Source organism: Variovorax sp. LjRoot175, assembly GCF_964253805.1.
Taxonomy (GTDB): Bacteria; Pseudomonadota; Gammaproteobacteria; order Burkholderiales; family Burkholderiaceae_C; genus Variovorax.
The window spans coordinates 315,927-329,879 of record NZ_CAXURY020000002.1 but is presented as its reverse complement, the minus strand read 5'-3'; the positions used below and the strand labels follow the sequence as shown (position 1 = coordinate 329,879).

Below are 13,953 nucleotides of genomic sequence, written 5' to 3'. Positions count from 1 at the left end.
GCGCGGCCGGCCCTCTCTGGGGCTGCAGCCCAATCCAATGTCGGCTTGATGCCTGCCGCAAGGCATGGCGATGGAGCGGCAGTCTTGTGGCGTCAGCTGACCAGGTCCAACCTTCGGTAGTACGCGCCCACGAATGGCAGGAACCAGGGTGGCCCGAGATGGCCGGGAATGGGAGGCCACTGCAGTCTGCGCAGTGGATTGGCCTCCGGCTCGCCGTTGATGGCCCGAGCCATGTTCTGCCCCATGTACACCGACATCTGGGTTCCGCTGCCGCTGTAGCCCATTGCGTAGTGCAGCCCCTTCACCTCACCTGCCCGCGGCAGGCGGTCGGCGGTCATGTCGACGACGCCGCCCCAGCAATAGTCGATGCGCGTGTCGCGCAACTGGGGAAACAGGACTTTCATGTTGCGTTCGAGCACGGCACCGCTCTTGGCGTCGGATGCCGGGCTTGACAGCGCGAAGCGGGCCCGACCGCCGAAGACCAGCCGGTTGTCGGGCGTCAGCCGGAAATAGTGGCCGACATTCTTCGTTGTCGTCGCATTCCGGCCGCCCGGCATGATTGACGCCACCAGCGTTTCGGACAGCGGCTCGGTTGTCACGACGAAGCTGCCGACCGGGACGATGCGGCGGCGGAAATAACCGAATGGCCCATGTCGCGACGGACCCGTCGCCACGAGCACTTGGTCAGCCTCAACGGTGTCGTGAGCGGTCTGCACCCGGAATGCATTGCCCGACAGGCGTGCCAGTCCGATGACCGCGGTGTTCTGGAAGATGCGCGCGCCGCTGCGCTGCGCCGCTGCGGCGAGTCCCGCGCCGAAACGGCCCATGTGCATCTGGGCACTCTTGTGCATCACCAGCCCGCCGGAGAAGAAGAGGTCGCGGTAGGGACGGGGATTACTCCCCGCCCCCCGCACAGATCCGTACGTGCGGCACTACCGCATACGGCTCCTGCCTTGAGTCATGACGCAAAGCGTTGATGCGGATATGGGTGGAGCACCCGAGCCCGCGGTAGGTAGCGCTCGACCAGACGCCCGAACCGGGCCCAGGGCATTCGTCCACGCTGCCCTCGCCGTCGTAGCGCATGTAGCCACGCCCGAGACACGTCCTTGCGGAACGCATCCAAGCGGTCAACGTTGCCCGGTACGGCGTGGTAGTTGAAGTAGCCCTGGACCACGCGCCGCAGCCAGCGACCGACCACGGGGATCGGTTCGTGCATACGGCGCATCAGCGCCTCTCGAATTGCCTTGAGGCGGGCACGCATTCGCTTCGCCGAGGTCAGCCGCTTCAGTTGGAACCAGCCGTTCGACCGGGACTTCCCACAGATGTGGGTGAACCCGAGGAAGTCGAACGTCGGCGGCTTTGCAAGCCCTTGCTTGGCGCGCGCCTGAGCCGCGAAGCGGCCGAACTGCAGCACACGCGTCTTGTCCTCGTTCAGCGTCAGCCCGAACTGGGCGAACCGCACCTTCATGTCCTCAATGAATCGGTCAACGTCGCTCTTGCTCTCAAACCCGAGTACGCTGTCGTCGGCGTACCGAACGATCATCACGTCCCCTCTTGCATGGCGGCCTCGCCAGCGATGTGCCCACAGGTCGAAGACGTAGTGCAGGTAAATGTTCGCCAATAGCGGCGAGATCACTGCCCCTTGCGGGGTACCCACCCGCACGTCGGTCCTGTTCCCGTTTTCGACAACGCCGGCCGTCAGCCACTTGCGGATCAATCGCAAGACTCTCGTGTCGCCGATCCGGTGCTCGAGGAATCGCATCATCCAGGCGTGATCGACGGTGTCGAAGAATGCCTTGATGTCAGCGTCGAGCACCCAGTTCACGCGCTTCGTCTGCATGCCCACCACCACGGCGTCCAGCGCTTGATGCTGGTTGCGCCCTGGCCGGAAGCCATACGAGAAGCCGAGGAAGTTCGCTTCATAGATCGGCGTGAGCACCGTCACCACAGCCTGCTGGACGATCTTGTCCCCCAGCGCCGCGATGCCCAGCGGGCGCTGCTTGCCGTCCGCCTTGGGGATGTACACCCTGCGGGAGGGCAACGCCCGGTAGCGGCCAGAATGCACCGCATCCCACAATTTGCCGATCCGCTCGTCGAGTCCTTCCTCGTACTCGCGCCACCTCACCCCATCGACGCCGGCTGCCGCATTGCGCTTCAATTGCATGAAGCTGTCGTGCAGCAGCTGGGGCGTGATGTGGTGCAGCAGCGCCGTGAACCGTACCTCCTTGCCCGCGGCCTTGGCGGCCCGGGCTGCTTCACGTACACCGTCGAGCCCCATCGATGCGCGGGTCCGGCTCTGTGTCCGGGGCGCAGGGAGCGCTTCGGTGTTCCTCTTGGCTGCTCGCCTTCCCTCCGGACCCTCCGCCCGCGCCGGTTTTGAGGCGGCGCCCTTGTTCGGGTCGTTCATCGGTACTACGCAAGCATCCGACTTCTCGCCAGCGTGGATGTCGGGCGTACGGCCAAGGGCCTTCCCCGACCCGCCCGCCGCCAACTTCACGGCGGGCACTGGCGAGATCTCACAGTTCCTGTTCGGAGAGCTTCTGCGCATGCTCAGGGTCTTCGACCGCGTGGGGCTCGTCGAGGGCTCGCGTGTAACGCCCTCGCCGATGTGGCCTTCCGCTTCGCTTAACAGCGTCGGCGCCCCAGACTGCCTGATTTCGCGGCTCAATGGCTGGCCTGCGCTCTCCCCTGTCAACGCTTCGACGGCGCCCTCGCGGGCGCCACCGCATGACTCGGGGCCAGGGTGGTTCGCTAATCCTTTCCTGTGTCGAACTTTCATCAACTACTCTCCGACAGTCTCCTGTCGCACTAAGCGTCCAGCCATCCCATCCTTCAGCTTGCTAGGCCCCAGGCACACCCGAGCGACCTATTGGGTGGATAGCCACCATCCTTGCCCGACGTACCAGGCAGAGCCATCTGGAACAGAGTCCCTGTGCAGGGATCGAATCTGCCTGAACGCATCATTCCCCATCGCGGCGGCCAGCGACTCCGACCCACAGCCTCCGACGGCGAGAAAGCCGCAGTGCGCCGGCAGCAGCGACATAGCGAGCCACCAGCAGCAGCGAGCAGGTCACGAGGGTGGCCAGCGTGGCCCGGAGTTCTTCTTCTGGACGGCGTCGCGAGAGTGGTCTATCCGCCATCACGCCGATTGCGTTCGCGGTCGACCTGAGCGCGCCAATCCTTGACCATCTGGCGGCGATTTCCGGAATAGCGCTCCTGCAGGAACTCGATTTTTGCGATTCGGTCGCCACGGAACAGACGAAAATCCTTGCGCAGTTCGCACCATCCCGCGATGAACCGCCGCGACTCGACGAAGCCCAGCATGATTGGCCAGATGATCCGCTCCGAAGCTGCCCCGGCCTGATCGGTGTAGCCGATGCGCATCTTGCACTGTTCGCGCATCGCCTGTCGGACCCGTGCCAGGTCGAGCCCTGAGGTGTCTTCTCTCTTTCGGGCGATGTAGAGCGCGTCGTCGTCCAGCATCCTTCGCATATCGGAGGGAAGCACGCCGCCAATCTTGGCGAGCGCATTCTGAGCGGCTAGGGCGAGCGCATCATCCGTCTGGCGGCTGACCCACTGTGCGCCCGCGACCAGAGCCTGAAGCTCTTCCTCAGTGAATGACAGCGGGGGTAGAAGGAATCCCGGTCTCAGGATGTAGCCGACGCCTGGGGCACCGTCGATATCCGCTCCGAGCGTCTGCAGCGTGGCTATGTCGCGCCGTATCGTGCGCAGCGATACGCCCGCCTCGCCGGCGAGCACTTCGCCGGACACCGTTCCACGGTGTCGGCGTAGCACCTGCATGAGGTCGAACAATCGCTGGCTGCGGGACACGTCAATCCATCACAACGAGGCCTTTCCCGGCCAGCTTGTGTCCCTGTTCAAGCTCAGTGATAAGTCGCATGGCGTCGCTCAGCGGCACGGCCTTGGCAACTGGGAGCCGGAGTTTCCCTTCCGCGGCAGCACGCGCCAGGCCATCGAGAATGTCCGCTCTCGCCTTGCAGATGATTGCTTTCAGCCTGTGATCGAACATGGAACGCATGAACTTGCCCAGCGTCGGATTGATGTCGAGGAACACACCTCCGTCGCGAAGCATCCCGAGGCCGACAGCCGTCGTCATCGTGGCCGCGGTATCGTAAACAACATCGAAGCGCTCGCTGATACTTGCCAAGTCGGTTGTCCGATAGTCGTAGACGCTCGCGACACCTAGCGCATGGGCGCGTGGCATTGCTTCAGCACTGCAGCTGCCTGAGACCCTGGCCCCCGTCATTCGTGCAAGCTGAACGGCTGTTTCTCCAACTGCCCCGGTGCAGCCGTTGACAAAGACGTGTGCACCGGGCTTCGGTCCAGCCTTGTCAAACAGACCATTCCAGGCGGTGACGCCAGGCGTGCCGAGGCAGGCGGCTTCCTCGAAGGAAACGCTGTCAGGCTTCTTCGCCAGGAAATTCGCATCGGTGAGCACCGCATGGCCGCACGCGCCGCTTTCCTTGAGCCGTGCAAGGCCGAACACGGCATCTCCAGGCTTGAAGCGAGTGACGCCCGGTCCGACGTCCATCACGGTTCCGGAGAAGTCAGACCCCATCGCGCGCGGGAAGGACTTTCCCGTGACCATCTTGAGATCGCCGTTGCGCACTTTCCAGTCGATCGGATTGAGGGCCGCAAACTTGACCCTGACGGCCGCCTCACCCTCGCCGGGAATTCCCAGGTCGAACTCCGCTAGGCGCATCACCTCGGGGCCGCCATACCTGTCGTATTGAACTCGCTTCATGGCAGGACCGTTCGCTCAGTGAGGCTGAACCGTTTTCATGAAGGCAGCGAACGGCGTGGCGTCGTAGATCACATCAGTCGAGGCAAGTTGGCCGTCCTTGACCTTGACGAGCTCCGCCACAAGCGAGCGCGGAACCGGTTGCGTCTCGGCGAGGTAAACCACGACGGCCTGTTTGTCGTCGCCGTAGACGGCGAGGACGGTCAGCTTCGTGAGCATCTTGGTAAAGCCTTCCTGGAAGGCGCGGAAGCGCTCGAGGCCGGTGGTCTGACCGATGGGCGAGGTACAGACGACGTCCTCGGCCGAGATGGAGACGATGGTCTCGACGTCCTTGTTGGCGAGCGCTTTGGCGTAGATCTGAGCGATCTCGAGTGCCTTGTTGGTGTTCATGGTGCTTTCCTTCAGTTGAGTTGGGGAAAGCCCAATGTAGGACGGCATAGGGACAGATTTTGTCACCATTCTGCTCGCGCGGTCGTCACTCGGAAGACGCCCGTCGCAGTAGACCGGGAAATTCAAACTAGGGTGAAAAGGCTGCTCGAGAATTCAAACTGCGATGCCCAGCGGGTTCAAAGTAACTTGGTAGATCTCGGCGTAAGCCCTTGAAGGGCAAGTTCCTTGGAGGGACGATACGGTGCCAATCCACACGGGCGCTACGGACGATGAAGTCGGCGTAAAACCTTCGAGCGGATTCGATGGGCGCCATAGTCTTCGAGTCTCTTCCGGTAGAACCGAGCGCTATGGTGCCATGCCATAGCCGCCAGGCCCTGCCGCAAGGCCGCTTCGATGTCAGGCACAGCGAGATCCGACTCACCGACGAGACCGCCGATGACGTAGCTCCAGCCCCAGCACCCTGGGACAGGCGGTAAGGGTCGTCCTTCGCGTAGCTGAGCTCGGCCGGATCACGAGGCGCCTGCGGGGCGTGCCGGTTGCTGCGGGTCTGCTAGTTCGGCAGGCGCACGTGCTCGTCCGTGTGGTCGCCTGCAGCTGGACTTGGGATCGCGGTGAGTGCTCGCCGCTGCAGGAGGTAGAGCCGGCCGCCGGCGAACGCCCACTCGATGTCGTGGCTCCCGCCAAACACCTCGTCGCAGCGGAGCGCGAGCGCATGAAGCGCGGCGAGCTGTGCATCGTCGAGGCAGAGCACGCGGGCGAGCCCCTCGGGAACGAGTGTGCGGCTTGTGCCGCCTTCCGGGTCGGTGCGTATGGCGACGTCCTTCAGTCCCGCGATTCGCTCGGCGACGGCACCGTCACGCCTCAAGCGGAACCGATCTGGGATGACGAGACCGGCAACGACCGACTCCCCGAGCCCCCAGGCCGCCTCGATCACGATCTCGTCCGACCCGTTGACGGGGTTACGGCTGAAGAGCACGCCGGCGGAGTCCGCATCGACGAGTTCCTGTACGACGACGGCCATTCTCGGCTCGCGGGGCAGCCGGAGGCGCTCGCGGTACGCGAACGCTGAAGGCGAGCGCGCCGAGCGCCAGATGGCGGACACGGCGTCAACGAGTTCGGGCTCGGAGCGCAGGTTCAGCTGCGTCAGGTGCTGTCCTGCGAAGCTCGCCTGCTCGGAGTCCTCGCCCACTGCGGACGAGCGCGCCACGAGCGGGGCGCCGAGCGTGCGAAAGACTGCAGCCAGCCGCTGCCTCGCGTCGCGTTCGTCGGCAGCGAGTGCATCCACGAACCCGTACGGAAGCGCGACACCCGCGGGAACGGGCAGGCCCGCACGCGTGGCCGCGGCTAGCTGCGCGGCCTTGCCGCCAAACAGGCTTTCCTCGAGCTCCTCGGTAAGTGCTGCCGGTTTCATCGTCGTCTGCTTCCGTCATGCGACGAGCTCGACCTCGCCCGCGGTGCCATCGACGATGATCCTCGCACCGTCCAGGAGCACGGAGGTCGCATCGGTGCACCCGACGACTGCCGGCAGCCCGTACTCGCGCGCGACGATCGCGGCATGCGAGAGCAGCCCGCCCCGGTCGGTCACGATCGCGCCGAGGAGCGGCAGCACGATGTTGAATGCCGTCGTCGTGGAGTTCGTGACGAGGATGTCGCCCCGCTCGATGCGACCAAACTCCTCGGTGCCGCGAATCACCCGTGCGGTGCCCTCGTACACGCCCGGGCTGACGCCGAGACCGTGAACCTTTCGCTCCTCGGTGCGTGGCTTCGGCGCGGCGAAGATCGCCTGCACGGCTGCACCGATCGCGCGCTCCAGCCTTGCCGCCGAGGGCGGCAGCCACTCGGGCGGCAGCGGATCGCCCGGCTCGCCGCCGAGAAACGCCGGCGCATCCGCGTAGCGCGCCTTGAGCCGGTAGCGCGCACGCTCGGCCAGTTCCTCGCCCGATGGGCCGTCGCCGGACTCGACGAGGCTTCGAAGCTCCGCGTAGCCAGCCTCGACGAGATGGCCCGGATCGGCGAGCCGCCCCGCCGCCGTAAGCCGGCGGCCGGCCGCCAGGATCGCGCGCCGCATAATCCCGATCGCCCAGAGGTCGGCGTAGATGCCCCGCTCGTCGCGTAGCCGGTAGGTCGCCCGAGCCTCCTCGAGCAGCGCGTCGAAGGCATCGCGATGCCGAGCGGGCACTGCGTCGCGCAACTCAGAGGTCTTCCGGTCCAGGTCGTTCGCCGGTGGAGTCTCGAGGCGATCGAATGCTGTGCGGATCGCTCCGACGATCAGCTCGGGAAGCTCGTGCACCGACGGGTCGCCCACGTCCTCGCCGTTTACCGGCCGGTAGGCGACACGATCGACGTATGCCGAAGCGAGCCGGCCCGTGTCGCCGGACAGCGAGCGAAGCGCGGCGACCACCTCGCCCGGCTCTCCGGCCGACGTGAGCAAGGCCGTCGCCGTCGTATCCAGTCGGAGCGCGCCGACCAGTCGCTCGAGCTCCTCGTCTGCACCGAGCGGGTCGGGGTTCGCGCCCTGGAGGAGACCGAGTAACTGGGCCGGCGAGCGGCCTGTCCACTCTTGCGCGTGCACGAGGAAGTCGCCCACAGACAGGAGCGCCGGCACGTTGAAGCGGTGATGGATGTACGCGCCATGGATCTGGTTCTCGCGGCAGCGATCGATGTATGCGAGGAGCGCAGGCGTGTCGAGCGCCGCCGGGTCAACCGCGAGCAGCGCGAGGTGAGCTCGGATCGCCGCGGGCTTCACCTCCCGGTCCCAGCGCTCGAGGTCCTCACGCCAGAGCTTGCGCTCGAACACGGTCGCGCTCGTCTCGAGCCGGCGCCGAATCATTGGGTGACTGCGCGCGAGCTCGTCCCACACCTCTTTCGGAGGGTGACCGACCGCCTCCCTCGGCGCGCCGACGGGACGTGCGCAGTAGTACGGGAACCCGTTGACGAAGCCCGCCTCCAGGTACTCGAGCAACGATCCGTAGCGGCGGAGGCTCTCGCCGAAGCCGCGCTGGAACGCGTCGGGAAAGATCTCCACTTGGAAGCGGGTCACCGGCCGCGTCCAGTGAGTCGGGTCAAGGAACCACGATCCCGGACCGGGTGGGGCGAAGGTCTGCTCAGCGACGAGTGTCATCATTACCAACCTCCTTCATGCTTGCCGGATTGCGGCGAAGTTCGTCCGTCAGCACGCGTACGGCCCAGGCGGCGGCCTTGCCGGCCTCCTGGCCCTCGAGGTCCCACTGGTCGCGCATCGCCTGCCAAGCGGGCGCGCTCACGAGCAGGTAGATCACCGCAAGGGCGCGTCGGCGCTCGGCCGGCCCGAGCCCGCCGGTGACCTCCCGCATCGCCTTCTCGAACGTCGCCAGTCGCCGGCGCCGCGTGCGGGCCCGGATCTCCTGTCCGCGCTTCGATAGGAGGGCGCGGATCAGCGGCGCTCGCTCGTCGTACATGCGATAGAGCGCAGGCGCCATCTCGCGGACGCCCTCGAGCGTGTCCGGGTAGGAAAGGAGGACGACCCGGAGGTGCTCCTCCGCCCACTCACCGAACTCGTCGAAGAGAGCCTCCTTGGTCGGGAAGTGCCGGTAGACGGTACGGACCGACACGCGGGCGCGCATGGCGACAAGCGGAACCGTGACCTCGTTGACCTCCTCGTCCGCCAGCACATCTGCCGTCGCCTCCAGTATCCGAAGGCGCGTCTGCTCCATCTGTTCTGCGCGGAGCGGGCTTTCGTACGTGGTCGTGCTCATGACAGCAGAATAATCATGTCACGCGGTCGTGTCAAGAAGGCATGCTGGCATGTCGTCAATTGCCGCACCCCATGATGCCGTGGCAAAGCCGATTGAAAATCGTGAATCTCTACGCTGCGTCGCGACTAATCCCGCGGCCCTGCGCCGCGCGCGTGCCAACCCGTCGGCCGCGACACGACGCACACATCGCGGCGGCGGTGCGGGAGTGCGAGCCCGTGATACTCGCCTGGGGCGTCCATGCCAAGCACCTCGATCGCCCTTGCATCCGGCCGACCTGCTCCTCGAAGGCCTGCACCGCCTGCTCAACGGCTTCGGTGGCCGTTTTGCCAAGGCACTCGCGGCGCTGGGTACCTGCCTCCGGCGGCCTATGGATGCTGTCGGAGTGATGCGACAGCAGCGCGACGCTCATCGGAGGCCCGTACCGGCCGGCAGTGACGCAATCTTCGCCATCAACGATGCAGAGCTCAGGTGCCCTTGCATCAGGGTGTCAGGCGCCGAGATCAATGAGGGAGATCGAGCTCTGGCGCTGGCGGCTGCGCGCTCAACGCGGCAAGCTGATCACCACGCGCTATGCGATGACCGAGGCCGACGCGCTGAAGCGCGAACCCCGCCGCCTGGGTGCCGGAGACGACGGCCGAGCAAGGACGGTTGATGGCGGGGCACGTCATACACGGGCGGCCTGGCGGGAGCGCGGAGCGCCGGCCGCGACAAGGGGGGTTGGGTTTCTCAGCTACCCAACGCACCGCCGCCCGCGTCAGCTCGCAAAGGTCGCCGGGTTCAATCAGCCCGGGATGGCCGCCCTGTGGGCTCGGCGCATTTGGTCGACCTGGCAGCGCATGGCGATTCAAAGCCCCGACGGTGCCAGCGAGTTGCCTCGCCAAGGCAGGGTCAGCCTCGACGCGACGCACGCCGGTTGGTTTTCGGCCACCACGCATCAAGCCGAAGGGGCCCAGGGAAGCGCCGGTGGGCCGTACAAACAGATCATCAGCCTCGGTTCTCCCACGTGCTCACCCGTGAAAGCAGCCACCAGCGGGCCCAACTTTTCGGCCAGTGCGACCCGATCACGCATCAAGCCAGGATGATCCTCAGGCTTACACACAAGGATCAGATCCACGTCGCTGAACGCGTCCATCGCGTTCTCGGCGTAGGAGCCGGCTGCGGCAACGCCGACGATTCTGCGCTCGCTCGGCCAAGGTCAGCGCCAAGCGGGAACGGTGACGCTCCTGGGGCGGTCGTATCCCGCCCGTCTCAGCCAGGATCCGTTGAATCGACGAATGCGATCGATCGAACAGCTGGGCAATCTGGTGAAGCGTCTCACCTTGCTTCCAGCGCTCCCACATCAAAGCCTTCTGACTGTCTGTGTAGTAGGTCCGCGTTCGATACTTCATCTGCAACACTCCTTCTGCTCACGCAGTTTTTAAGTGGGCGGTTTCAAGTCTGAAGCGCAACAGGGTTGAGTCAGTGGATTGACGCTGGCGGTTGATGGGACGATGCGAGTGTTCGTGCGAACACTTCCAGGGGCGAGTGCCACGCATGCGTGGCGCGTGGCCGGTTGTTCATGCTGTCGGCGATCGCGTCGAGTTCGTCCTGGCTGAACACGCTCAGGTCGGTGCCCTTGGGCAGGTACTGGCGCAGCAGCCCGTTGGTGTTCTCGCAAGTGCCACGCTGCCACGGACTGTGCGGGTCGCAAAAGTAGACCTTCACACCGGTCTGTGCCGTCAGCTCCTTGTGCCGAGTCAGCTCCTTGCCCTGGTCGTAGGTCAGGCTCTGGCGCAGCGGCTCGGCAATCGAATTGAGCTTGGCAGAGAAGCCCGCCAGCGCCGAGGCGGCCGTGGCGTCGTCCATCTTGGCCAGCAGCACCAGACGACTCGTGCGCTCGACCAGCACGCCCACCGAGGACTGGTTGCCTGCGCCCTTGATGAAGTCGCCTTCCCAGTGACCCGGCATGACGCGGTCGTCCACCTCGGGCGGGCGCACGTGGATGCTCACCATCTCGGGGATCTGGCCACGGCGATCGTCGCCTCGGGTACGCGGCATGCGGGTGCTGCGCCCGCGGCGCAGGCAGGCGATGAGCTGGCGTCGAAGCTCGCCGCGCGGCTGGGCGTAGATGGCGTTGTAGATGGTCTCGTGGGACACGTGGCGCTCGGGCTCTTTGGGGAACACGCGCTTGAGGGTACCCGCGATCTGCTGCGGCGACCACTTCCAGTCCAGCAGGGTGAGCACCACGCCCCAGCCCACGCCCTGCATGTCGAGCTTGCGCGTCGGCCGTGCGGCCTGGCGCCGCCCCTGGCTGCTCACCTGCGCCGAGTGCGAGGCGTAGGGCAACTCGGCCAGCGTGTTGCGCCCCAACTCCCGGCTGATGGTGGACGCCGAGCGCCCGAGCATGCGGGCCATGGCCCGCATGCTCGAACCCTGCTGACGCATGCTTGCCATCGTCATCCGGTCCTCGGGTTGAAGCTGCTGGTACCTTGTTCGTTCATTCATGTGCACACCTTAGGCGATGAGGTGTTGCACTTCAGAGTTGAGGCCGCCGTGTGTTGCATCGACCGGTTGAATCCGCAGCCCACAACGGCTGTTCGGATCTTCAGTTGGCAGCCGTTCAAGACGGGGGTCACCGCAGCCTTAATTTCGAAGAACGGGGTCGCGCAACTGTGAAACCTCTGCACGCAAGCTGTTGATCTTCCTAGCTTTTCAAGTGTGACAATCTCGGAAGAGCTCACCGGCACTTTCGGCGGAGCGATCACGCCTTTCAAGGGGCAGATCGAGAATGCCGGACATTTCTTGCAGCCGACGGCTATGGCAATCGGGCAAAGCGTCATATGGACCTCCTTCACGCGTCGCTGGCCAGCATGGCAAGACGTTCGTCCAGCTGCTGGTCGCCAGCTTCGTCCAGGTACGCGTCGGCCGCGAGGTAGTAGCGCCTCGTGTCGCGCTTTACCACGCCTCGCACTCCTCCATCCGGCGCAACTGGTGCAGCACCCGGCTCAACACATCGGCGCTATCACTTCCGTGAACCGACGTAGCACCCGCTGGAAAGACTGTCGTATTGGCTAGGCCATCGGATCCGCCATGGGAGGAGAATCAGGTCATCGGTATCGGCAGGCGAACCGGCGATAGTCAGCGATGGTGGCACGTCGGTTGCGTGCGAACAGAGAAGCAACAGGAGCGAGCATGCAGATCCGCGTTGGTTTCGAGATGGCGTATCAGTTCTCACAGCCGACGCCGATGATCCTGGCATTGAGCGTCCACTATTCGCGTGCGTCCGATCTGGTGCGGCCTGATTACCTCGTGACGAGTCCCTCGGTGCCTATCACCGCATACCGCGATCTGTTCGGCAACTGGTGCAGTCGCATCGTCGCGCCGCAGGGCCGCTTCGTCCTCAGCACTGATGCGCTGGTCAACGACACCGGCGCGCCTGATGTTGTTGCTCCTTGGGCCACGCAGACGCCGATCGAACAGCTCCCGGAATCGACGCTGGTCTACCTCGTCGGCAGCCGCTATTGCGAGACCGACCAGCTCTCCGAGATTGCGTGGCAGCGGTTCGGCTCGAGCCCGACCGGCTGGGCGCGCGTGCAGGCGATCTGCGATTTCGTGCACCGACACATCGAGTTCGGCTACCAGCACGCGCGCCGAACGCGCACCGCCTTGGACGCCTATAAGGAAGGCCACGGCGTGTGCCGTGACTACGCTCACCTGGCGATCGCATTCTGCCGCTGCATGAACATACCGGCGCGCTATTGCACCGGCTATCTTGGCGATGTTGGCACTGAGCCACCATACGGGACAATGGACTTCGCGGGCTGGTTCGAGGCTTATCTCGGCGACCGCTGGTACACCTTCGACGCGCGCAACAACACACCGCGTATCGGCCGCGTGCTGATTGCACGCGGGCGCGACGCCTGCGATGTCGCGCTATCCACAACGTTCGGCCCGAACACGCTCGAGGGCTTCAAGGTCTGGGCCGACGAAGTCTCAGCCGGCCTGCCTGTTGACGCCCAGGCGAAATCGGATCTGCGGTCGACCAATCCTTTATTGGGCGCGAACTGACCCGCGCTTCATCTGCATCATCGCGAAATGGGACTTGCGCGGCAGCATCCAGCCGTCGTCGCCCCGCCAGAGCTGCGATCCCGCGTTGCTGCTCGCTTCGTGCGCCGCCGAACAGCATCATTCGACAATCGTGAACAGCCAGCTCTTTGGGTCCTATGCGGCCACAGTCGGCCCGACTGCAGCAGTTCGTTCTCTTTGAGCTTCCGGCCCAAAGCCCCACGTAGAGGGCTATCGCGAGGCTCGCGCAACGTTCAAATGTGCATTGCTGCTAGAGCGCCAACGACCAGGCCAACGCCTGCAACTGCGAGCATCCCCCACTCCAACCACTTTCTCCTTGTGAGCAACGCCATGGCAGCCAAAGCGATGGAGACCTGTAGCGCAGTGGTCGCTTGCGCCCAACGATGGTGCTGGTGCATTTGCGCCTCCGATTTTTGGTCCCAATCGGTTGCGTCTGCCTCAAGCTTCTGCGCGACGAGCAATATCTCAGCTTTTTCTTGTTCATACCGCGAAACCTTCGTCTGCCAGCCTTGCTTGCGGTCATCGGGCGACATGTCCCTGGCGAACTCAGCGAGCGACTGCTTCGTGCTCTTCGACTGAAAGTAGTTCCATTGGTTTGAAGCCTCGGTCTTCTTCATGCCAGCGTTGTTCTTGTAGAGGCCCGCGTTGGCTTGAGTTAGACCTCCCATATACGCAAAGATCGCTCCCACTGTAGCGATGACAGCAGTGCATACGGCGATTTGGCTGGTCATGTTCCTGCGGCCAGGCTTTTCTGTAGAAGTTGATTCAGAGGGGCCATGCGCACTAGCGTGCTCGAGTTCGTGGTCGTGCGGGCCATGCACGTGAAAACCGCCTGCTGACATAGATTTCCTCGTTGACGTAGGGAGGCGAGTATGACGGCGCCGAGCGACGTCTAGCGCGCGCCGAGAACACGCACGCACTTTTTGTCGCTTTTTTTTGAACAAGTACTTCGTCGCAGGACCGCTCGTCGAGAAGCACTTGGGCCGCGTTTTCTCCCTCGAC

The 13,953-nt window shown here is 64.6% G+C and carries 12 protein-coding genes and 1 pseudogene; 2 read left to right on the top strand and 11 right to left on the bottom strand.

The features are described from left to right. Positions 1-92: 92 nt before the first annotated feature. The 8 genes from ACSQ89_RS31510 to ACSQ89_RS31475 form a co-directional block, all read right to left on the bottom strand. Complete coding sequence (locus ACSQ89_RS31510) at positions 93-914, bottom strand: NAD(P)/FAD-dependent oxidoreductase (RefSeq protein WP_436294308.1); 822 nt, start codon at positions 912-914, stop codon at positions 93-95. A 44-nt stretch (positions 915-958) separates the two neighbouring features. After that, positions 959-2,278, bottom strand: coding sequence for a group II intron reverse transcriptase/maturase (gene ltrA / locus ACSQ89_RS31505; RefSeq protein WP_436294307.1), 1,320 nt, complete (start codon positions 2,276-2,278; stop codon positions 959-961). A gap of 851 nt (positions 2,279-3,129) precedes the next feature. Continuing rightward, a complete protein-coding gene (locus ACSQ89_RS31500) occupies positions 3,130-3,837 on the bottom strand; it encodes a helix-turn-helix transcriptional regulator (protein ID WP_436294404.1) in 708 nt (235 codons plus the stop codon). Beyond that, positions 3,833-4,765 carry an NAD(P)-dependent alcohol dehydrogenase gene (locus ACSQ89_RS31495; RefSeq protein ID WP_436294306.1) on the bottom strand — a complete coding sequence of 311 codons (933 nt, stop codon included), beginning with the start codon at positions 4,763-4,765 and terminating at the stop codon, positions 3,833-3,835. The genes ACSQ89_RS31500 and ACSQ89_RS31495 overlap by 5 nt, the downstream gene beginning before the upstream one ends. A gap of 15 nt (positions 4,766-4,780) precedes the next feature. Continuing rightward, positions 4,781-5,152, bottom strand: coding sequence for a nuclear transport factor 2 family protein (locus ACSQ89_RS31490; protein WP_436294305.1), 372 nt, complete (start codon positions 5,150-5,152; stop codon positions 4,781-4,783). A 550-nt stretch (positions 5,153-5,702) separates the two neighbouring features. Next, entirely contained in the window at positions 5,703-6,563 is an 861-nt protein-coding gene (locus tag ACSQ89_RS31485; protein ID WP_093110273.1) for a PEP/pyruvate-binding domain-containing protein, read from the bottom strand. Between the two features lie 15 nt (positions 6,564-6,578). Beyond that, on the bottom strand, positions 6,579-8,276 hold the full coding sequence (locus tag ACSQ89_RS31480; RefSeq protein WP_436296807.1) for a PEP-utilizing enzyme: 1,698 nt from the start codon (positions 8,274-8,276) through the stop codon (positions 6,579-6,581). Further along, positions 8,257-8,886: a TetR/AcrR family transcriptional regulator gene (locus ACSQ89_RS31475; RefSeq protein WP_436296806.1), complete on the bottom strand. Its 630-nt coding sequence runs from the start codon at positions 8,884-8,886 to the stop codon at positions 8,257-8,259. Before ACSQ89_RS31475 ends, ACSQ89_RS31480 begins: the two co-directional genes overlap by 20 nt. A 503-nt stretch (positions 8,887-9,389) precedes the next feature. On the opposite strand from ACSQ89_RS31475, the gene ACSQ89_RS31470 reads away from it, so the two are divergent. Next, positions 9,390-9,968, top strand: a complete 579-nt coding sequence (locus ACSQ89_RS31470; RefSeq protein ID WP_436294303.1) for a hypothetical protein — start codon at positions 9,390-9,392, stop codon at positions 9,966-9,968. Positions 9,969-10,052: 84 nt separating this feature from the next. Here the strand turns inward: ACSQ89_RS31470 and ACSQ89_RS31465 are convergent. Both ACSQ89_RS31465 and ACSQ89_RS31460 read right to left on the bottom strand, forming a co-directional pair. Continuing rightward, a pseudogene (locus tag ACSQ89_RS31465) lies at positions 10,053-10,274 on the bottom strand (IS30 family transposase); the annotation flags it as partial. 70 nt (positions 10,275-10,344) lie between these two features. Next, positions 10,345-11,370, bottom strand: a complete 1,026-nt coding sequence (locus ACSQ89_RS31460) for an IS30 family transposase (RefSeq protein WP_436294302.1) — start codon at positions 11,368-11,370, stop codon at positions 10,345-10,347. Between the two features lie 687 nt (positions 11,371-12,057). On the opposite strand from ACSQ89_RS31460, the gene ACSQ89_RS31455 reads away from it, so the two are divergent. Continuing rightward, a complete protein-coding gene (locus ACSQ89_RS31455) occupies positions 12,058-12,933 on the top strand; it encodes a transglutaminase-like domain-containing protein (protein ID WP_436294301.1) in 876 nt (291 codons plus the stop codon). Positions 12,934-13,184: 251 nt separating this feature from the next. On the opposite strand, the gene ACSQ89_RS31450 is transcribed toward ACSQ89_RS31455, so the two are convergent. Further along, a complete protein-coding gene (locus tag ACSQ89_RS31450) occupies positions 13,185-13,793 on the bottom strand; it encodes a DUF4337 domain-containing protein (protein WP_436294300.1) in 609 nt (202 codons plus the stop codon). Between the last annotated feature and the right edge of the window lie 160 nt (positions 13,794-13,953).